The following is a 19,104-nucleotide window of genomic DNA, read 5'->3' on the forward strand; positions in this document are numbered from 1 at the left end:
ATATACAAACGCTCCAAATTCACACCGGCACGGTCAATCTTATTGATAAATATAATTGTCGGGATTTGCAGCTTTTGTAAAGTACTGAACAGCAACTTTGTTTGTGCTTGTATGCCTTCCTTTGCCGATAATATGAGGACTGCACCATCAAGCATTTTGAATGTCCGCTCCACCTCTGCAATAAAATCCATGTGTCCCGGAGTGTCAATGATATTGCATTTCACACCATTCCAAACAATAGATGTCGTAGAAGCCCGAATAGTAATTCCTCTACGTTTTTCTATATCCATAGAGTCTGTTATGGTGTCACCTTTATCAACACTGCCGCGCTTTTCCGTTGCTCCGCAGGCAAATAGCAGATTTTCGGTTACGGAAGTTTTTCCTGCATCAATGTGAGCAAGAATTCCTAAATTTATAATGTTCATTTGATTAAGCAATAATATACTACAATAGATGCATTGCCGAAACGCACCTTTTAATACCTCCTCGTAGCATGTAGAAAACTACAGGATTCTTAACTCGTATTAATATGTATATTATTACTGCCGCATAATTGAACGCAAATTTACGAAAAAAAAGTTCCCTGACAAAAGCACAAAGAACTTTTTTAAACTTTTTTAATCTATACGTATTTTTATTTGGTATTATTAATTTGTTATTTGATGATGAGGGCTATTCATATAAATGTAGGTTAAATTTTTCTGACCATTTCAAACTGTTGTCCTTTTGGGGTAAGTCCTAATGATGACAAGAAACCAGTGACTGATTCACAATCGCAATCAACATTAGTAAATTTGAGTACATCGCTTTGAAAATGACTGACAGCACTTTTAAGCAAAGACTTGCCTATTCCTTTACGCCGGTAATCTTTTGCAACTGCGAGGGATGAAATATCGCCAGATGCCGGTTCAAAGATAACAAATCCGACAAGTTCTTCTCTTTCATAAGCTCCCAATATGTCCAAATTGTCGATTCCGCGTTCCAGTGAAGCCCTGTCATTTTGCCATGAAGGATGAAAATCGAACCAGGCCGTTTGGTTAAGGCAGTTTTTTAAATCCGATGGGAGTATGCGACATGCGGTATGGTTTACTTGCAATACAGGAACAATATCGCTCAGTTTGGCAGAGTAGTAGTTGAAATTTCTCTGTGTTTCAAAGCCTAATTTGCGATATATTTTTATTGCTTTGTGATTGTGTTGCAAAACTTCCAGTACATATTGCCGAACTCCTTGTTGACATATCAATTCGAGGCTGAAAGTGAATATTTTTTGGGTTAGGTGTAATCCCCGGAATGAAGGTACGGTTCCCGTCCCTGTGTCATAGGCAGTCAAGATGTTGTTGTACATGCCTGTTCCGTTAAGCACAAAAGAAATCAGCCGTCCTTCGAAAAATACTCCGAAAGATAGTTGTGGATTGTATCCTCGTCGGTCGAGCATGCGTCGCAATTCATCCGCATTCAAAGAGAAATCATAATCTTTGAATGCAGATGAGAATGCCGCATACAAATCTTTGAAAGAAACGGACTCTAAAGAATGAATGATGATTCCCATATCGGACGGTGTTATGTGTTTGGATTTTCATCACTATTCTCTACGGGTAAACCGTGCTGTTTGAGAAAGCTGAGCTTATCCCAATAACCTCTTTGGAAAACTATTTTATCGTTTTGCACATGAAAGAATCCGCATCCTCGCAACCCGAGCGGATCTTTCCATTCCATGATAGCCCATTCTCCATCCTCGAATATATGCTCAACAATACAAACCATTTTTGAGGTTGCAAATTCATTTACAAACATTTCATGGATAGCTGTTTTTCCTATAACTGGGGTGTTTGCGACTTGATGGTTTATGGCATCCTGAGCGTATAAGTTTGCCAAAGCGACTGCATCGGCGGCGTTGAAGCAGTCAATCCATTTTTGTAGTATCTCTTTTGGCGTCATATTTTTCGTATCTTTTATTCTTTAATATTTAATTGTTGCTTTTTCCTCTATAAGTTAGAATTAGACATTTTTTCTAATTCCTTTTGGAAGGATCATCAAAAACAAAATTAGTATTTTTTTCTGTTTTACTGATGATTCTGTAGAAATATTCTCGTTCATATTATTGTGTCATAAGGAATGTGTCAAATAAAGCGGTTTCCACATTACAGCTTTATGGTAAAATGAGTTTAACCAACTACATAACGCAATCTGTTGTCGGTGCTGTTATCTATTTCCCATTCGTATTCTATTTAGCCCCTTATTGTGGGTATGCAGCAAGTTATCTTATCGAATTCATTCTCTTTGGGAGTCAAATATGGTTGTGCAAATGGTGGCTGACAAAACATAAACAAGGTTAGTTGGAATGTTTTTGGTATAATGTTTATAAACATAAATCAAGAAAGAGCAAATAAATTTAATAGAGGCTGCCCAAAAAGAAAGAAAGTCTTGCAATCACTCTCCTACAGATACTTGCAGAGGGGATATGATTTACTTTTAGACCTTTTGGATAGCCCCTATTAATATTTTATATAAAATTCCTAATTTTAAATTTTTATCCCTTTCGATCGGTTTTTATTCTTTAACTGAAAACCCGGTCGTCCGATGATGACATGGTCGCCAATGATGTTGCCCGTTGGATTTCGCTCATTCACCGGGCTGCGTATCTGCGGTGCATCATCAGTTTGTTGTGGCGATATGCTCCGTACACCTTCCGAAACAGGCTTGACCTCCTGTCCATCCTTTTCTTTTTCGTCGGCTTCCTGCGTAGGCGGCGCAAGTTCCAGCTGTATCTTTCGGTCAAGTGCGGCAAGTTCGGACTTAAGCTGTTTCAGTTCGTCCTCCTTTTTCCATACCTTGCCCGCTATCTCCTGCAACTGCGGAACTTCCTTTTCCAGCACCTCGTTCTTTCCCTTGTACTGGTCGATTATGGACGGAATCCGCTCCAATGCGTTCAGGAAATTACGTGCGGCGGCTACCGAATCAGCCATCGCCAGATGCCCGTTGTTGTAGGTGTACTTGTAGTTTCCCTCCACCACGAAGCGGTTATCGGTAAACTCCAGCCCCTCTTTGAGTATCCTCTCGCTTACCACCTTTATCGGAAAGCCGTAAAGTTCCCCGACAGGCTTGTACAGCCCGCCCGTAGTGGCGTTCTTGGCTATCTCCTGCAAACGCTTTCCGATAACCTTTTCATCGGTAGAATCCACGCCGTCCACCTTGACCGCATTCAGGCGGTTGCCCTCCTTGTCCGTCTGCACAACGGAAAGAAAGCGGTTCCAATCTTCCGTCATGGCTTCGATGACAGCCGTGTTGTTACGCAGTTCCCCCGTCTTGGCTTCCAGCTTGAACTCCGAATCGCGCTTGCCCTTGTTGAACGACTTGCGTTCCCCTTCAAGCGATGCGATACGCTTCTCCAGTTTCGCCTTGTCCAAAAGGTCGGTATTGCCGGAGAGCAACGCCATGTACTCCGAGAAATTCATGCCCGATTTCTCGTCCATCGCCCCCTCGTCGATGGTACGCGCGCCCATCGCCCCGCTTTTAAGCTGCGAGATGAACGTCTGCTTGCAGTGCAGCAGGTTGAACTTGTAGCTGTCCAGCGACTTTTCCACCGCGTAGATGATGACATCCACATTGTTCCCGGCAAAATGCTTGGCAATCTCGTTGCCTGCCCTGACTCCCCGTCCGTCACGCTGTTGCAGGTCGGACGGTCGCCAAGGCGTATCCAAATGATGGATGGCGACACACCTTTTTTGCGCATTCACGCCCGTTCCGAGCATGGAGGTGGAACCGAACAGCACGCGCACCGTTCCGGCGTTCATGGCGTCTATCACCGCCTTGCGCGCCTTGTCGGTCTTGCACTCCTGAATGAAGCGCACCTCGCTTGCCGGTATGCCGTAGTCCTCCGTCAGCTTCCGCTTTATCTCACTGTACACGTTCCACCCGTCGCCCGGCTGGTACGTCCCCAGATCCGAGAACACGAACTGCGTGCCTTTCTGCGCGTCGTATTTATGGTAATACTCCGCAATCGTCTTGGCACAGTGGGAAGCCTTGTTGTCGGGGTGGTCTTCGTAGTTCGGGTCTATCATGCGCATATCGAGAGCCATCTTCCGTGCGTAATCGGTGGCGATCAGCATCTTTGCCTTCTCTTCCGTTTCCGACAGGGGCGGTCTACCGAGCAGCGTGGCGTCGCCCGTCTTGGCGAACTGCATCAGTTTTTGAATGAAGTCCTCCTGCTCCGGCGTGGGCGGTATATGGTGCAGTATCTCGTTCTTGTGCGGACGATCCACACCCACATCCTCTGCCGTGCGGTAGTCGGTTATCTCGTTGTAGAAGGCGGCAAGCTCCGGCACTTTGATGAAGTAGCGGAAACGCTCCTTCTGCACCACGTTGTTCGTCACGTTGAACTCGAAATCGGTCGTCTTCTTGGCGAAGATAGCCGCCCATGCGTCAAAGCACCGGATATCCTGCCGTTCCAGTTCCTTCGGGCGCAGGTACTTGAAGAGCAGGTACAGTTCCGTCAGCGAGTTGCTGATGGTCGTGCCGGATAGGAACGTCGCCCCCAAGTCCTTACCCGTGCGCTCTTGTATGGTGCGGATGGCAAAAAGCATATTCAGGGCTTTCTGGCTTCCTTCCGAGTTGCCCAAACCAGCCACACGGTCATGCCGCGTGTTGAAAGTCAAGTTCTTAAATTGATGCGATTCGTCAATAAAAATATGGTCGATGCCCATCTGCTTGAAGTCCACCACGTCGTCCGTGCGCGACTTGATGGCGTGTTCCACCTTCTCCAGCTTCGCTTCAAGGTTGTGCTTGCGCTTTTCCAGACCTTTCAGCATCGCCCTCGATACGTTCTTGCCCTGCTGCCGCAAGACTTCGAGGTTTTCCTCCACCGTGTCAAGCTCCGCTTGCAGGATGCGCTGCTGCAACTCCGGCGACTGCGGAATCTTGCCGAACTGGTCGTGCGACATGATGACGCAATCATAGTCGTTGTTCTTGATGTTGTTGAAGAAACGCACGCGGTTGGCGGTCGAAAAGTCCTTCTCCGAGGCATAGAGAATCCGCGCGTTCGGGTATGCCGCCTGATAGGTGGCGGCAATCTCCGCGACATTGGCTTTCAGCCCGATAATCATCGGTTTGTGCGCCAAGTTCAGACGCTTCATCTCATGCGCTGCAATGCACATTATCAGCGTCTTGCCTGTACCGACTTCGTGGTCGCAGATGCCACCGCCGTTCTGTTTGAGCATCCAGACGCAATCCATCTGCGACGGATAGACGCTCTTGATACCCCTGCTTGCCAGCCCTTTGAGGTTGAGGTCCGGAAAGGTCTGGTGTGAGCCGTCATATTTCGGGCGCACGAAACAGTTGAACTTGCGGTTGTACATCGTCGTCAGCCGTTCCTTGAACTGCGGCGACTGCTCTTCCAGCCATTCCGAGAACCCGTTACGGATTTCGTCAATCTTGGCGTTGGCGAGCTGTATGCCCTCGCTGTCGCGTACCTTGATGTCGTTTCCGTGTTCATCCTTTCCTATGGACTTCATCATATCCGGGCAGGTGTTATGCAGGGCGTGTTTCAACAGGTGCATGCCGTCATAGTTCCGGTAATAGCCCTTCACTAAAAACTCGTCCGTGATTTTCATGGTGCGGTAGCCGCACGCCACCGAAAATTCGTCCATGCTTGCGGAGTAGGCGATTTTCACGTCCGTGTCAAAAAGACGGCTCATGTAGGCGGCATATACGCCCGTCGGAATCCAGCGTTCCCCGAAATTGAAGTCGAGGTCTTCAAAAGCGATGCGCGGCGGCTCGGCTTCTTTCAGAGCCTCCAACGCCTGCTTCACTTCCGGCATACGCCCGTTTTCGGGGTTGTCGCCCATCCATGCCTCGATGCGTTCCGCCTTCTCTATCACGTTCCCGGCGATGAACCTGTCCTTTATCTCGTAACCGGTTACGAGCGGGTTGTAGAAGATGCGTCCTTTGAGGGCGTCAAGCAATCCCTCCTCCGTACTGTCGGTTATCTCCCGCATATAGTCGAGATTGACCGTGCCGAACTTGTTGAGCGATGCGGAGAGTGCCTCTTCGGGAGAGCTTACGTTGGCATGGCTCTCTACCGAGAAGGAAACGGGACGCTCGAAAATGTCCGCCTTGACGAACCTGCCGTCCTCCGCACGTTCCAGCGAAAGGATGTCGCGTCCTCCTGCATCCATCACCACCAGTTTCACGTTCTGCTTGGCGTTGAGGTTGCCGTAGCGCATGACAAACTCGTCATAGCAGGTGTTCAGATGCTCACGCCACTGCGGGTTTTCCTCGCGCCTGTTCGATTCATAACGGTACAGACGCTCGTATGCGTCACGGAGCGACACATACAGCAACGCCTTCTCTTTCTGATAGCCTGTCAGTCCAAGCGGCTGGAATGTCGCGCCGTAAGGCGTGATGTCTTTCAGATAACCGATGTTACGACGCCCACTGTCAGCCACTAACGAGCCTTCACGCAAGTGCATTTCCGGCGTGCGGTGGTAGGGACGCGGCGACAGGTCGGGAGCTTCCTCTTTCGGTTTTTCCGCTTCCATTTCGGGAAAAAGGGAGGTTGCAGCCGCTTCCGTTGCGGGAGCGACAGGAATGGCGGCAACTTCCGGCTGTGTTTCGGGTTGCCGTGTTTCCTGCTCCGGCGCGGCTTTCACGTCCGGGACATGCTGCCGTTTCTCCTGATGCTGTGCCGCCAGCCTGCGAAGTTCCTTGCGTCGCTCCGGCGTGAGGTCCATCATCATTTCATAGAAGCCGTTGATGGGCGGATTGGTGTCCCAATCCAAAGTAGCGTAAATATCATCCGGATCGGCTTTGGCTGCGACACTCACCGGCTTTGTTTCATGGCTGTCCCTGCTTTCCGTCGGCGGTGCGGCAGACGGCTGTGGCGGTGCGGTCGTAACCTTCGGCGTAACCTGCGCCTGCGGTTTGGGAGGCATGCGCCTTGCCGGGCTTTCCTTTTTCGCCGTCTTTTTCTTCTTGGCGGGTGCTTCCTGCTTGCGTACTTCCTCCGTCATGCCCCAGAGGTCGAGCAGGGAGAGCTGCACGCCCTCCGAATAATCGGGGCGGCGCGGCTCTATCTCCGACTTTTCTTCCTCCGGCTGCGGTGTTGCCGCTTCGGGCTTCACTGCCATTTCATGACGTGGCTGTATCTCAGGAGTGACAACCGGTGTGGAAATGGTTTCTGTCACCGTGCTTTTCCCCTGTGCCGGATGCAGGCTGTGCATTTCATACAGCTTTTTGTCCAACTTATACAGCTCAATATCCATATGTTCCCGCAAATCCTCCGCCATTTGCTCGATGCCGTCCCGGTGCATGACTTTATAGGCTGGTTTCCCGTAAGGGTCTGTGCCGCTTATCAGATCCGAGTGGGGAATCATGCCGATGCTGCCGACATACCCGTTCTGGAAACTACCTATCGGTGTCTTTTCCGTCTGCACGAACAACTCTTCATAATCGTACAGCTCCCGTTTCTTGCCGCTGTTCTTTTGCAGGATAATCAGGTCGCTACCCACTTCCGTACCCGCGTTGTCCGTGAAGAGGTTGTTCGGCAGGCGTGCGACTCCCACCAGATTGGCATTACGCATCATATACTCGCGTATGGGCGCGTTGGACGGTGCGTCCAGTACCCCTTGAGAGGTGATGAACGCCACGATGCCGCCCTCACGCACCGCGTCAAGGCTTTTCAGGAAGAAGTAGTTGTGTATTGCCTTCGGTGCGGAACGCCTTGCCGGGTCTTGGCTGCCCGTGAACTCCGGGTCGAACACAGCCACGTCGCCGAACGGGATGTTCGAGATAGCAAGGTCGAAATAGTCCGTGAATGGCTTCTCTATCTTCTCGAATCCCTGCACCCTTACCTTTTGGTCTGGATGCAGGTATCCCAATATTTTGCCCGTCATCAGGTCTTTCTCGAAAGCCATGATATCCGCGTCCGGCTTGTTTTCCAGCACGGCATCCACGAATGCGCCCACGCCCGCCGACGGCTCCAATACGCGATCGGGACGTATGCCGTGTTCATGCAGTACATCCGCGATAGTGCCGGTTATCTCCGGCGGGGTGTAGAAAGCGGTCAGCACGGACTGCTTCATGGCATCCACGTACCGCTTGTACTCCGTATCGTCCTTGCTGTTTTCACGCACCAGCCTGTGCAGCTCCACCGTAGGGGCAAACAGTTCGAGGTCCGATTTCGCCCAATGCACGGCATCCGTCAGTTCCTTTGCCGGGTTCAGTATGCACTTCAATCCGCCGAAACCGCAATACTTCCGAAGTATGGCTTGTTCCTCGGCGGTTGCCGTCCTCCGTTCCCTGTCAAGGATGAATGCCGTCCGTATCGCCTCGATGTTGTCCCGCAGCCGTTGTTTGCGGTTAAACGCCATACTCGTCGATATAAAGGACGGCGGCTCCCGTCAGCTCCGTGTAGAGCAGGTCGTATTCGGGCGACAGGGCGAAGTTGTCGTCCGAAAGGTCATAGGCGGAGAATACATTACCGACAGGCGGCAGCAGCTTTCGGATGAAGGCTTCGCGTTTCTTTTCCGGCACTTCGTTGGCAAACTCGTTTTCCACGACTTCGCGGAGGATGGCGTACTTGGAATAGCGAAGCCCCCGCAGGAGCGTGTCCATCGCCAACTCCTGCGCCCCTTCGGGCGGATAGCCTTCGAGCCGCACACGCTCATACGTTTCGGCGGCACGGTCGGCACGCTCCCGGATGAAGGCATCATCGGAAGCCTGTTCAAACCTGTTCGTGCGGAGGTAGTCCAGCAGGTACAGACCGTAATAGGAAAAGTCGGTCTGACCCTCGTTTTTCTTCTTGTTGTTCATTACTTTGGAATTTAGTGGATTGGTAATGACGTGGATAATCGTCTGGAAAGGAGAAAGAAAAGGCACTCGGTATCCCTCCGAGTGCCACCACTAAATCCAAAGTATGAGTGTAATCCGGTATCGAAGAACAATTCATTACTCTGAACCAGTGGCAAAGGTAATACTATTTCTTCCGTCCTGAAAATTTCCTGCTCGTTTTCCTTTCGGGGAACACGAAAGTCGTGTTATAGTCCCCGTCAAAGGCGACTATGGCATCAAAGCTTTTGCCCTGTTTGCTTTTGAAGCCTTTGAGCAGCTTCGTATGCCCGTCGGTGAGCAGCTCTTTGATCTCGTCGTCGGAAAGGGTGCGGTTCGCCTTCAGGCGGAACACGGGCAGCCCGCACTCCGCGTTGTCGCAGCGTACCACCTTGCCGTAGAACTGCATGCTGCCCGTCCCGCACTTGGGACACTTGCAGCCGGAATCCCTGCGGGAGAACAGTTTGTCGCACGAGAGCAGTTCGGAGGTGATTTCACGTGTGTACGCCTCTATCTCCCTGCGGAAGGTGTCAGCGGGCAGTTCCCCGCGCTCGATGCGTGCCAGATTCTTCTCCCATTCGCCCGTCATGGCTACGTCGGCGATGCGCATCGTCTTCACGACCGAGTAGAGGGCAAGCCCTTTTTCTGTCGGCACAAGCGATTTCTTGCAGCGTTCCATGTAGCCGCGTTTGAAGAGCGTTTCGATAATCGCCGCACGGGTGGCGGGCGTGCCGATGCCGCAGTCCTTCAACGCCTGACGCAATGCGTCGTCCTCTATGTCCTTGCCCGCCGTTTCCATTGCCGACAACAGTGTCGCTTCGGTATGCAGCGGTTTGGGTTTGGTCTTGCCCTCCGTGATGGAGCAGCCTTTCAGCGTCAGCGTGTCGCCTTCCCGCCAATCGGGGATGGCGGTTTCTTCCTTGTCCTCCCCGCCATAGACGGCACGCCATCCGGCTTGCCTGATGATGCTGCCTTTCACCGTGAACTCCACTCCGGCACATTCCGCCGTGACGGTGGCGGTGTCCTTGACGCATTTCTCGGAGAAAGCCTCAATCATGCGCCCGGCAACCATCTGATAAATGGTGCTGTCCTCTTTGGAGAGGAACAGCGGCTTCTCGCCAGTGACGAGCAGGGCGTGGTGGTCCGTCACCTTGCCGCCGTCCACACTGCGGCGTGTCGGCTGCGCTTTCGGCTGCACCTTGCCTTTCCATTCGGGCAAAGCCCCGATGAAGGCGAGCAGCTTGGGGATTTCAGCGAACATGTCTTCGGGTATGTAGCGGCTTCCCGTTCTCGGATAGGTTATCAACTTCTTTTCGTAGAGTTTCTGCGCGATTTCAAGCGTCTGTTCCGCCGTGAAGCCGTGCTTGGCGTTGGCTTCTTTCTGGAGCGTGGTCAGGTCGTAGAGCAAGGGAGTTTCCTCCGTCTTCTCCTTGCGCTCGGCTTTCGTGACAGTGGCGCAACCTGCCGCCTTTACCTTATTATATAGTTCCATCGCCGGTTCTTTCTCTTTCCATTTCTCGGAGGATGAGAATTTCACGACTTCGCCGTCGCAACCGTCCGTTGCGATATGGAGCTGCCAGAATGCTTCGGACGTAAAGCGGCGGTTCTCCCAGTAGCGTTCACATACCATAGCCAACGTTGGTGTCTGCACCCGCCCCACGGAATACGTGCCGTGTCCGGCGGCGATGGATAACGCCTGTGTGCCGTTGATGCCCACGAGCCAGTCGGATTCGCTCCGCGCTTTGGCGGCGAGGTAGAGGTTGTCGTATTTGCTGCCGTCTTCGAGTTTCCGCAGTCCCTCGCGGATAGCTTTGTCGGTGAGAGAGCTGATCCACAGGCGCACGAAAGGAGTGGTGCAACCCGTATAGTGGTAGAGGTAGCGGAAGATAAGCTCTCCCTCGCGTCCGGCATCGGTCGCCACGATGATATGTTCGCTTGTGTCGAACAGTCTTTTGATGACTTTTATCTGCGACACCACGCCGCTGTCGGGCTTGTAACCTTTCTCCGTCCTGACCTGACGGGGGACGAGCGTGAATGTGTCGGGAATAATCGGGAGGTTGTCACGGACAAATCCGCGCACGCCGTAGCCGTCGGGCATGGCAAGCTGAACGAGGTGTCCGAATGCCCATGTCACGGCATAACCGCCTCCCTCGAAATATCCTTCCTCTCTCTTTGTCGCGCCCACGATGCGGGCGATTTCACGTGCCACGGAGGGCTTTTCTGCAATGATTGTCTTCATGTCTTCTTCTTTTTTGTTGATACTTTGGATTTTATTTTGGATTCAGTGGCGGACACGGGATTACATTTTCATGCCCTTGCCCGTTTTCTTCTGCGGCTTCTCCTGCTGCTGTTGCTGGCGGGCGTCCTTCGGGTTGGTCTGACCTTTCTGCAACGGCTCTCTCAGATTCTTTGTAGCCTCGTTGGTCTTGCCATCGTTGTTCACCGCCACCTGCGTGCGGCTCTCGTTGGACGGAGCAACCTGCTGTGCATTGTCAGGGTTCGTGTCGTAGCGGTACGGGCGTCCCTTCTCCGGGTTGAACTTGATATACATCGTGGCATGGAAGCCCTGCTTGTCGGTCACGTTCTCCAGCTTCACGGCTTTACCCGCCACATAGTCGGCTTTCTGCTGGTCGGTGAAGCTCACGCCGCTCCATTTGCTGATGGGGCGGATGCTGCCGTCCTCGTTCGTCCACGTGTTGCGGCGTTGCTCCTTCTTGGTCTGTGCGGCATTTTCCCCGCCCTGCGCCTGACTTTTCGATGTGTCGCCTTTGGTTTCCTGTGTCTGTGCGGTACGGGGCGACTTGCCGGTTCCCGGCACGAACTCCACGCCGCGCTGCTCCACGTTCACTTGCAGGGTGGTGACGAACTTTCTGCCGTCGTTGCGCTCGATGAGCTTGTCGCGTACGGGCAGTCCGGCGCGGAGCATGTCCCGCTCCTGCGTGGTGATTTCCGTCTTGCCGATGCGCTCCGGGATGCGCACCCTGCTTGCCGGAATGTCCGTGATTTCATTCGTCTTGCGGTCGATGCTGATGTAGGAGGGGATGATCTCGCCCGTTTCCCTGTCCACAATGTCCACGACCCTACCGAGATTGCCCGTTTCGCGGAGGTTCTTCCGGTCATTGTCGGAGAATTTGTGTTCCTTGTACTCATCCAGCTTCTGCTCCTTGCGGATGAAGTGCGGCACGAGGCTGATGTTTCCCTCACCGTCCTTCTTGAAGGAGAGGCGGGCGTCCAGCTCGAATGATTCGCCGCCGAAGGTCGGTTTGACCTTTACCAAGTCGGACTTGCCATAGTTGAGCATCTTCGTAAGGTCGCCGGACTTTTCAAGGTTGTCCCGCTTTACGCCCCATCTGTCCTCCAGCTCCTGCCAGTTGATTTTACTCTCGTCGATGGGCTGGTAGCCACGTTTGCCCTGCATCTGTTCGGATTTGTCCTGTTGCTGTTCTTTCCGTTGTTCCATGTTCTCCTGTTTTTGAGGTTCTTGTTTCTCTGTCTGTTGTGCTGCCATCTCTTCCTGCACCTTCTTCTCATAGTCGGAGGTGTCCACCTTGTGAGGGGCGAGCAGCTCCTTGTTCGCTTCGGGGTCTTTCAGCAGTTGCTTCATCACCTCTAAGAGATTTTCAGCTTGGTCTGCCGCAATGCGGTAGAAACCGAAGCGGCTGGGTTCCTTGCACTGCCGGAAGAAGTTCTTGAAGAAGTTGTCCAGCACGTCGCCATGTCGGTCGAATTGCAGGAAACTCTGCGCGTTCTCCGCTTTTGCGGGGGTGCGCTTGGGTGTGCCGTCCGCGTTCAGCCCGGCTACCACGCTGATCTCGCCTGTCTTCTCGTCACGGACTACCAGCACGTCCTTTTCGTCTTTTTTCTTTGCCATCTGAAAAATGTTTTAATGGGTTATTTATGAAAGAAATTATGGATACGAGCCTTGTAGAAGGCTATATCTTCCTTTTTGAAGTCCTTGATATGGTTGGAAAGGAATGTCAGCACGTCCTCCTCGCTGTAATAGGTCTTCTTGCCCAGCGTCTTGTAGGGCAATGCGCCTACGCTGCGGTAGCGTTGGAGGGTGCGTTTGCTTATCTGGAGCAACATGCACAAATCCTGATTGTCGAAAAGGCGGATGCTTTCCGTGATAGTGGGCTGTTTCCCCTCAGCCTTCATCGCCAGCAGCAGTTCGTCCTGACGGTCGAGCCGTTCCATCAGCTTCTGCATCCAGCCCTCGAAGTTGTTTCGTGTGAGCAGTTCCATGACCTATGTCCTCCTTCCTTTTGGTTTGCCGCCCGTGCGCAGCGTGTGGTTGTGGAACAGGGTGTCTATTGTCCCTTCCTCGTTCCTTACTGTGTTGTCCTCCAATAGCCGCAGTATCTCGGAAAGGCGGTAGCGGCAGCTTCCGCGTACCACCACATACTCGATACGGTGGTCGGTGCGCATACGCTGCATGGTGCGCTTGCTCACGTTGAGCATCTTCGCCGCCTGTGCCGTGTCAAGCAGCTTGTCTTCGGTTTCCCGCTTCCGTTTCTTCTCGTCCCTTGCCTCGCGGATGTACCCTGCGATGTTCGCAATCTGCGCCATCATCTCCTTGTAGGCGGAACTTTCCATTGTTATCACTTTCATGTTCAGTCCTTTCTTTTTGTTTCTGCGACAAAATTCGGCAATAAACAAAAGGGGCTTTAACAACTCACTACGTGACTCACGTAAGATTTTTGCGGAAGATGGCTCCGTAACCCGGTCAAACGGCGCAACAGGCAGCCTTTCAGCGGAAAACGATACGTCTTGTATGCCGTTTCGTTACCTTTGCGGCAAACTCTAAATGACATGAATATGGAAATAGTATCTATCGAGAAAAAGACTTTCGAGATGATGGTGGCGGCATTCGGCGCACTCTCGGAGAAGGTCGCCGCCCTGAGGCGCAAAAGCGACACGGGGCGCATGGAAAGATGGCTCACGGGCGAGGAGGTCTGCGGGCAGTTGAGAATAAGCCCGCGCACGTTGCAGACGCTGCGTGACAGGCGGCTTATCGGCTACTCGCAGATAAACCGCAGGTTCTATTACAAGCCAGAGGAGGTGAAGCGGCTGATACCGCTTGTCGGCACGCTCTATCCGCACGGCAGATGATTTGATTTATTCACCCACTGAATCCGAAGTTATGATGAACGAGAACAACGATGTTTTTACGATGGAAGACGAGCCGATAGCCTCTGTGGTGCAGGATATGCGCAAAGGCTCGAAATGGCTGTCCGCATTTCTGGAAAGCTACCGTCCTCCGCTGGACGGGGAACGTTACCTGACGGACGGCGAGGTGTCGGAACTGCTCCGTGTGAGCCGGCGCACCTTGCAGGAATACCGCAACAACCGCGTGTTGCCCTTCATACTTTTGGGAGGGAAGGTGCTTTACCCGGAAACGGGGCTGCGCGGGGTACTGGAAGCGAACTACCGCAAGCCGCTGGAGTGAGGCGGTTTCATGAAAAAGTAAACGGGTGACACCTTTTGTGGTGCTACCCGTTTACTTGTCTTATGGGGTATGTGCAATCAGCAATACCCGGCTTTTCCGTTCTGTATGAACATCACGTATGTCTGCCGTTTCTCTTGTGAGAGTGCCTTTCCCACCAGCCATGTGCGGAACAGGTGGGTGTTGTAGGTATTCACCCTGAAAGCGACCGGGATGATGATTTCAAGGGCGTACACGTCCGCGTGCAGCCCGTTTTCAAGCTGCATGTAGCGGCACACCTCGTAGTCGTTCAGCACGTCCGACTTGCGGACGGCTCTGATGGCGGCGTTCACTGCCGGGACGGTCGTATGGAACAATCCGGCTATTTCGGTGGCGGTCATCCACACGTCGTTACCGGTTACGCTGACTGCCTTGTCCTCGATGATGATTGTGTCACGTTTCATGGCTTTTCTTTTTAGATGGTGCAACCTGCAAATTCCTCGACGCCGTTCAATCTTGCGGCAAGGTTCTCCATGTCCTGATTGAGCTTCTCTTTGGTTATCTTTGCGTAAATCTGCGTCGTCTTTATGCTCTTGTGTCCGAGCATGGAGCTGACCGTTTCGATGGGAACACCGTTGGAGAGGAATATCGTCGTGGCTGCCGTGTGGCGGCTCTGATGCCACGTGATATGCTTGGTGATGCCGCAACGCTTGGCGACGGCACGGATACCGGCAAGGCACGTGTTATAATGCGGAACGGGAAATATCCTGCCGTCCCCGCACAGTCCCCGGTATTTGCCGATTATGCGGTTGGCGATGTCGAGCAGGCGGATGTTGGACACCACGCCCGTTTTCTGGCGGTTGATGTTTATCCACTCGTGTTCGTCGAAGTAGGTGCGGATATTCTCTTCCGTAAGGTTGCGCATATCCGCGAACGACAGCCCCGTGAAGGCGCAGAACAGGTAGAGGTCGCGGTACAATTCCTGTTTGGCGTTTTTCAGTTTCCCCTCCATCAGCAGGCGGATCTCATCTTTGGTCAGGAAACTGCGTGTTGTTTCCTCCTTCTTGATTTCATACTCGCGGAACGGGTCGCGCGTCAGCCACTCGTTGTTGATGGCGATGAATACCATCGTCCGTAACGGGCAGACGTACAGCCACACGGTATTGGTGCAGCAGTGCTTGTCCGTGCGCAGGAACATCTCGAAGTCGGAGATGAAAGCCGGGGTAAGCTCTTTTAGGGCGATGTCCTTCACATGGTAGCGGATGTCGAGGAACTCTTGCATGTGCTTGTAAACGGTGCGGTACTTCAGCAGCGTGCCTTTGGCTTTCATGCCTGCCTCCACCTGCTTCTCGTAGTCCTCGTTGTGCTGGCGGAACACCTGCATCAGCGTGTGGTAGCGGTGTTCCAGTCCGAGAAAGGCGTTCTTCACCTTCTCCGCCGTGACGAAGTTGTCACGCTCCATGATTTCCTGATAATGCCTGTTGATGCGTACCCGCATCTTGTCAAGCATACGGTTCGTTTCGAGTGCCGCCGTGCTTCTGCCCGTGACACGTCCACCTTTGGTGTCCCACAGTTTCGGATCGACAGTCAGTTTGCAGCTGAACTGTGTCTGGCTGCCGTCCACCGTGATGCGTCCCATGACGGGAACTGTCCCGTCCTTTTTCACTACCTGACGCTTGAGGTAGTAGATTACTGAAAATGTACTCTTCATTGTCCTTAATTTTTGGGTTTCAAAATTAGTTGGTGAAGAGTCCGGTGTTGGTACGCAAAACGGGGAGGAACGGCGCAATCTTTTTCCGTAACCTGATTTTTCGCATGAGTTATGGATAACTCACTATTCCTTAGAGCCTTGTTTCGCTATTCGTACCCGTTTGTCGCATTTTCGGGCATGGTTACGAACAAGTAACGTAGCGGCGTCAGGATTTGGCTTCGGCAGGGATTGTAATGGCTTCACGGATTATCGCCACTTCAACCAAAACCCTTGTAACTCAATTCTATCACTATATCTTTCCGCATTTCACTTTTTTGTAGTAACTTTGCAGACAAAAAATATCAAGATGCTTAATTTTATATCTTTCGGTAGTGGAAGTTGTGGAAACTGTTATTATATATATACCGAGACATACGGCATACTTATTGATATCGGTATAGGAATAAGAAAGCTAAAAAAATATTTTCATGATTATGGCCTTAGCGTAAAAAACGTAAGGTATGTGCTGATAACTCATGACCATGCAGACCATGTTAAGTCTGTAGGCAGTTTCAGCAACAGTCTTGGTGTGCCTGTATATGCCACGAAAGAAGTTCATGAGGGTATAAGAAGCAACTATTGTGTAAGGAAAAAGATAGATGCGGCAAACGTTCGTATAATAGAGAAAGGTAAGGACATCGTTCTGGACGATTTCACGGTGTCGGCATTTCATGTGCCTCATGACAGTCGCGACAATATAGGCTTTAAAATCAAGTACGAGAATACCAATTTCTGCCTGATGACAGATGTCGGGCATGTTACCGACGAAATGACAAAGGCTATTAATGACGCCGACTATTTGGTCATTGAGGCTAATCATGACGAAGAAATGTTGCGGACTGGCCCATATCCCGAATACCTTAAGAAGAGAGTGGCCGGCGGCAACGGCCATCTGTCAAACAGACTGTGTGCACAAAGTCTTGCAGCCAATGCCACGGGCAGGCTCAATCATGTGTGGCTGTGCCATTTAAGCGAGGAGAACAATCATCCAGAACTAGCCCGCAAGACCGTTGAAATGGGATTGGCAGGCTCTGGTAATCCTGATTTGGCACAGCTAAAGGTAGATGTATTGAAAAGGAACAGCCCAAGTGGGGCATATATACTTAAATGATTAAATTGGATTGAAATGAAAAAGTTGTTTATTAAGGGTGCATTGTTATGCACCGCATTGTTTTTCACGGTTCAGGCCGACGCTCAGATCAGTTTGGGTAATATCCTGAAAAATGTAGTGTCTGGTGGCTCATCAGAAAAGACAACCACTGAGACAACATCTTCAGACAATTCAGGCGTTGGCGGCTTGTTATCGTCGCTTACGAGTATTTTCTCATCAAACAAGGTGGCTACGGAGGATAAAATCATAGGCACATGGGTTTATGAAGAGCCGGCAGTTGTGCTGTCGAGCGATGACATGCTGAAGAACATAGGCGGAAAGGTGGCTTCTTCAGCTGTAGAAACTCAGCTGAAGAGCAAGCTGGAAGGCTATGGCTTTAAGAAAGGCAGCGTGACCATGACTTTTGACAAGTCGGGAAACTTCACCCAGACGCTTATGGGAAAGAAAGTTACCGGTACATACACCATTGAAGATAAGAACATTGTGCTGAAATACGGCGGCAAGATTTCACAGATAGTAGGAACAACACAGCTTGACGGCGACAATCTTCTTATCGTTATGAATGCGTCAAAGCTTCTTGAGTATGTAAACGTACTTGGTTCTGTGTCACAGAACTCAACACTTAAGACAGCTGCTTCGCTTATAGGCGGAATGGATGGTCTTGAGTGCGGACTGAAGCTGGTTAAGCAGTAAATTTCAGCTCTAAGAGGTGATGCCGGCATGGATATTGAATAAAAATAGTTAAATGTTTAGTTAATACGAGGCAAAATAACACTTATATCAGCTAAAAGCATTACCTTTGCGCCGCTATTACGAGTTGATAGCATAAATTCAAACCTAATTACAAATAAAAAATGGCAACAAAAATCAGATTACAGCGAGGTGGCCGTAAAGGTTATGCCTTCTACAGCATTGTCATCGCAGATGTAAGAGCACCACGTGATGGTAAGTTTACAGAGAAGATTGGTACATACAATCCTAACACCAATCCTGCTACGGTAGATTTGAATTTCGACCGTGCTCTCTATTGGGTTGAGACAGGCGCTCAGCCAACAGACACAGTACGCAATATCCTTAAAGGTGAGGGTGTTTATATGATGAAGCATCTTCGCGGTGGAGTAAAGAAAGGCGCTTTCGACGAGGCTGCAGCTCAGAGCAAGTTTGACGCTTGGAAAGCTAACAAGGTTAAGGGTCTTGACCAGATTCGTGAAAACGAGGCTAAGAGCAAGAAAGACGCTGCTGCTAAAGCTCTTGACGCTGAGAAGAAAGTAAATGAGGAGATAGCTAAGAAGGTAGCTGAGAAGAAGGCTGCTGCAGCTGCTGCTAAGGCTGAGGCCGAGGCTGCTGCAAATGCAGAGGCTTCTGCTGAAGAGGCACCTGCTGAGGCTTAATTTTCTTAAAAAGAGATTTTAGAATAGGGCCGGCTCATCATTTGAGCCGGCTTTTTTGTTTTCTTTCTTCTGTTATGTCTTAAGGTTGTTTTGCTTTTTTTATTTCTGCTGTGCCTCCTTTTGTGGGATATGATGCTCGTGGCGTTTCTTTATCTTTGTTTTGATATAATGGTTCTTTCTGTTTAATTATGATGTCTGCTGTTTGAGTTGTTCCTGTTTTTTTATATTGTCTCGTCTATTGTCGTTCTTTTTGTATGGAAATTTCATTGTTACGTTGTCGCTGTTTTGTAAATATAATTCTCTGTTCAGACAGAAAACTTTTTATTTTTAACGCTCTCAGAGTGGCCATGCTCTCTGCAAACCAATGATTTTGAGCGAAAAATATCAAATATAGTATATATTTGACAATATGTTGATATACAATAACTTACATTGTTTCTTGGTAAAGACAAGAAGAGTTAAAAAATGTTACTATGCCGTTTGGCGGTCAGAAACGGCTCATTTAGCAAGGCAAACTCATGCTTTTATGTCTTGAATATGCATGAGTTTTAATTAAAAATGTGCCTTTTTATTGACTTTTCTGTATGCTAAATGTGAATATGTCTTA

Annotated in this window: 16 protein-coding genes and 1 pseudogene; 6 read left to right on the forward strand and 11 right to left on the reverse strand. The window is 50.6% G+C overall.

Annotated features, from left to right (window positions below):
* The 3 genes from ACZMIG_RS13145 to ACZMIG_RS13155 form a co-directional block, all read right to left on the reverse strand.
* On the reverse strand, nt 1–425 hold a 425-nt coding region (locus ACZMIG_RS13145; protein WP_487889680.1), incomplete at its 3' end, for a GTP-binding protein.
* Nucleotides 426–691: 266 nt separating this feature from the next.
* Nucleotides 692–1,549, reverse strand: a complete 858-nt coding sequence (locus ACZMIG_RS13150; protein ID WP_005944281.1) for a GNAT family N-acetyltransferase — start codon at nt 1,547–1,549, stop codon at nt 692–694.
* Nucleotides 1,550–1,560: 11 nt separating this feature from the next.
* Nucleotides 1,561–1,938: a nuclear transport factor 2 family protein gene (locus ACZMIG_RS13155; RefSeq protein WP_005944282.1), complete on the reverse strand. Its 378-nt coding sequence runs from the start codon at nt 1,936–1,938 to the stop codon at nt 1,561–1,563.
* A 118-nt stretch (nt 1,939–2,056) separates the two neighbouring features.
* On the opposite strand from ACZMIG_RS13155, the pseudogene ACZMIG_RS13160 reads away from it, so the two are divergent.
* Nucleotides 2,057–2,336, forward strand: a pseudogene (locus tag ACZMIG_RS13160) (DUF418 domain-containing protein); the annotation flags it as partial.
* A 186-nt stretch (nt 2,337–2,522) separates the two neighbouring features.
* Here ACZMIG_RS13160 and ACZMIG_RS13165 read toward each other — a convergent pair.
* The 6 genes from ACZMIG_RS13165 to ACZMIG_RS13190 all read right to left on the reverse strand — a co-directional run bounded on the left by ACZMIG_RS13165 (nt 2,523) and on the right by ACZMIG_RS13190 (nt 13,494).
* The gene (locus tag ACZMIG_RS13165; protein ID WP_015532455.1) at nt 2,523–8,366 is read right to left on the reverse strand and encodes an N-6 DNA methylase; all 5,844 of its coding nucleotides are present in this window, start codon (nt 8,364–8,366) and stop codon (nt 2,523–2,525) included.
* Nucleotides 8,356–8,808: a DUF1896 domain-containing protein gene (locus ACZMIG_RS13170; protein WP_005944286.1), complete on the reverse strand. Its 453-nt coding sequence runs from the start codon at nt 8,806–8,808 to the stop codon at nt 8,356–8,358. The genes ACZMIG_RS13165 and ACZMIG_RS13170 overlap by 11 nt, the downstream gene beginning before the upstream one ends.
* Nucleotides 8,809–8,971: 163 nt before the next feature.
* The gene (locus ACZMIG_RS13175; protein ID WP_487889681.1) at nt 8,972–11,062 is read right to left on the reverse strand and encodes a type IA DNA topoisomerase; all 2,091 of its coding nucleotides are present in this window, start codon (nt 11,060–11,062) and stop codon (nt 8,972–8,974) included.
* Nucleotides 11,063–11,122: 60 nt separating this feature from the next.
* Nucleotides 11,123–12,694, reverse strand: a complete 1,572-nt coding sequence (locus ACZMIG_RS13180; protein WP_004291455.1) for a DUF3945 domain-containing protein — start codon at nt 12,692–12,694, stop codon at nt 11,123–11,125.
* Between the two features lie 20 nt (nt 12,695–12,714).
* Entirely contained in the window at nt 12,715–13,065 is a 351-nt protein-coding gene (locus ACZMIG_RS13185) for a helix-turn-helix domain-containing protein (RefSeq protein WP_004291454.1), read from the reverse strand.
* Nucleotides 13,066–13,068: 3 nt separating this feature from the next.
* Nucleotides 13,069–13,494, reverse strand: a complete 426-nt coding sequence (locus ACZMIG_RS13190; protein WP_004291432.1) for a helix-turn-helix domain-containing protein — start codon at nt 13,492–13,494, stop codon at nt 13,069–13,071.
* Between the two features lie 138 nt (nt 13,495–13,632).
* Here ACZMIG_RS13190 and ACZMIG_RS13195 point away from each other — a divergent pair, with 138 nt between their 5' ends.
* Together ACZMIG_RS13195 and ACZMIG_RS13200 are read left to right on the forward strand one after the other, a co-directional pair.
* Nucleotides 13,633–13,932 (forward strand): helix-turn-helix domain-containing protein, encoded by a 300-nt coding sequence (locus ACZMIG_RS13195; RefSeq protein ID WP_004291426.1) that lies wholly within the window; start codon nt 13,633–13,635, stop codon nt 13,930–13,932.
* Nucleotides 13,933–13,963: 31 nt separating this feature from the next.
* A complete protein-coding gene (locus tag ACZMIG_RS13200) occupies nt 13,964–14,269 on the forward strand; it encodes a helix-turn-helix domain-containing protein (protein WP_004291424.1) in 306 nt (101 codons plus the stop codon).
* Between the two features lie 77 nt (nt 14,270–14,346).
* Here the strand turns inward: ACZMIG_RS13200 and ACZMIG_RS13205 are convergent, their stop codons facing one another.
* Nucleotides 14,347–14,709, reverse strand: coding sequence for a hypothetical protein (locus ACZMIG_RS13205; protein WP_004291423.1), 363 nt, complete (start codon nt 14,707–14,709; stop codon nt 14,347–14,349).
* 11 nt (nt 14,710–14,720) lie between these two features.
* Nucleotides 14,721–15,956 (reverse strand): site-specific integrase, encoded by a 1,236-nt coding sequence (locus ACZMIG_RS13210; RefSeq protein WP_004291422.1) that lies wholly within the window; start codon nt 15,954–15,956, stop codon nt 14,721–14,723.
* A gap of 346 nt (nt 15,957–16,302) precedes the next feature.
* Between ACZMIG_RS13210 and ACZMIG_RS13215 the strand changes: the two genes are divergently transcribed.
* The 3 genes from ACZMIG_RS13215 to ACZMIG_RS13225 all read left to right on the forward strand — a co-directional run bounded on the left by ACZMIG_RS13215 (nt 16,303) and on the right by ACZMIG_RS13225 (nt 18,497).
* Nucleotides 16,303–17,106 carry an MBL fold metallo-hydrolase gene (locus tag ACZMIG_RS13215; RefSeq protein WP_053398441.1) on the forward strand — a complete coding sequence of 268 codons (804 nt, stop codon included), beginning with the start codon at nt 16,303–16,305 and terminating at the stop codon, nt 17,104–17,106.
* A gap of 15 nt (nt 17,107–17,121) precedes the next feature.
* Entirely contained in the window at nt 17,122–17,799 is a 678-nt protein-coding gene (locus ACZMIG_RS13220; protein ID WP_021854120.1) for a lipocalin-like domain-containing protein, read from the forward strand.
* 161 nt (nt 17,800–17,960) lie between these two features.
* Nucleotides 17,961–18,497: a 30S ribosomal protein S16 gene (locus tag ACZMIG_RS13225; RefSeq protein ID WP_021854119.1), complete on the forward strand. Its 537-nt coding sequence runs from the start codon at nt 17,961–17,963 to the stop codon at nt 18,495–18,497.
* The last annotated feature ends 607 nt before the right edge of the window (nt 18,498–19,104 follow it).

It is taken from the genome of Xylanibacter sp. (assembly GCF_057607445.1).

What these genes read in the sequence shown, in the direction of transcription:
- ACZMIG_RS13150 (WP_005944281.1), bottom strand. Translation starts at nt 1,549, where the DNA reads ATGGGAATCATCATTCATTCTTTAGAGTCCGTTTCTTTCAAAGATTTG.
- ACZMIG_RS13155 (WP_005944282.1), bottom strand. Translation starts at nt 1,938, where the DNA reads ATGACGCCAAAAGAGATACTACAAAAATGGATTGACTGCTTCAACGCC.
- ACZMIG_RS13165 (WP_015532455.1), bottom strand. Translation starts at nt 8,366, where the DNA reads ATGGCGTTTAACCGCAAACAACGGCTGCGGGACAACATCGAGGCGATA.
- ACZMIG_RS13170 (WP_005944286.1), bottom strand. Translation starts at nt 8,808, where the DNA reads ATGAACAACAAGAAGAAAAACGAGGGTCAGACCGACTTTTCCTATTAC.
- ACZMIG_RS13175 (WP_487889681.1), bottom strand. Translation starts at nt 11,062, where the DNA reads ATGAAGACAATCATTGCAGAAAAGCCCTCCGTGGCACGTGAAATCGCC.
- ACZMIG_RS13180 (WP_004291455.1), bottom strand. Translation starts at nt 12,694, where the DNA reads ATGGCAAAGAAAAAAGACGAAAAGGACGTGCTGGTAGTCCGTGACGAG.
- ACZMIG_RS13185 (WP_004291454.1), bottom strand. Translation starts at nt 13,065, where the DNA reads ATGGAACTGCTCACACGAAACAACTTCGAGGGCTGGATGCAGAAGCTG.
- ACZMIG_RS13195 (WP_004291426.1), top strand. Translation starts at nt 13,633, where the DNA reads ATGAATATGGAAATAGTATCTATCGAGAAAAAGACTTTCGAGATGATG.
- ACZMIG_RS13200 (WP_004291424.1), top strand. Translation starts at nt 13,964, where the DNA reads ATGATGAACGAGAACAACGATGTTTTTACGATGGAAGACGAGCCGATA.
- ACZMIG_RS13205 (WP_004291423.1), bottom strand. Translation starts at nt 14,709, where the DNA reads ATGAAACGTGACACAATCATCATCGAGGACAAGGCAGTCAGCGTAACC.
- ACZMIG_RS13210 (WP_004291422.1), bottom strand. Translation starts at nt 15,956, where the DNA reads ATGAAGAGTACATTTTCAGTAATCTACTACCTCAAGCGTCAGGTAGTG.
- ACZMIG_RS13215 (WP_053398441.1), top strand. Translation starts at nt 16,303, where the DNA reads ATGCTTAATTTTATATCTTTCGGTAGTGGAAGTTGTGGAAACTGTTAT.
- ACZMIG_RS13220 (WP_021854120.1), top strand. Translation starts at nt 17,122, where the DNA reads ATGAAAAAGTTGTTTATTAAGGGTGCATTGTTATGCACCGCATTGTTT.
- ACZMIG_RS13225 (WP_021854119.1), top strand. Translation starts at nt 17,961, where the DNA reads ATGGCAACAAAAATCAGATTACAGCGAGGTGGCCGTAAAGGTTATGCC.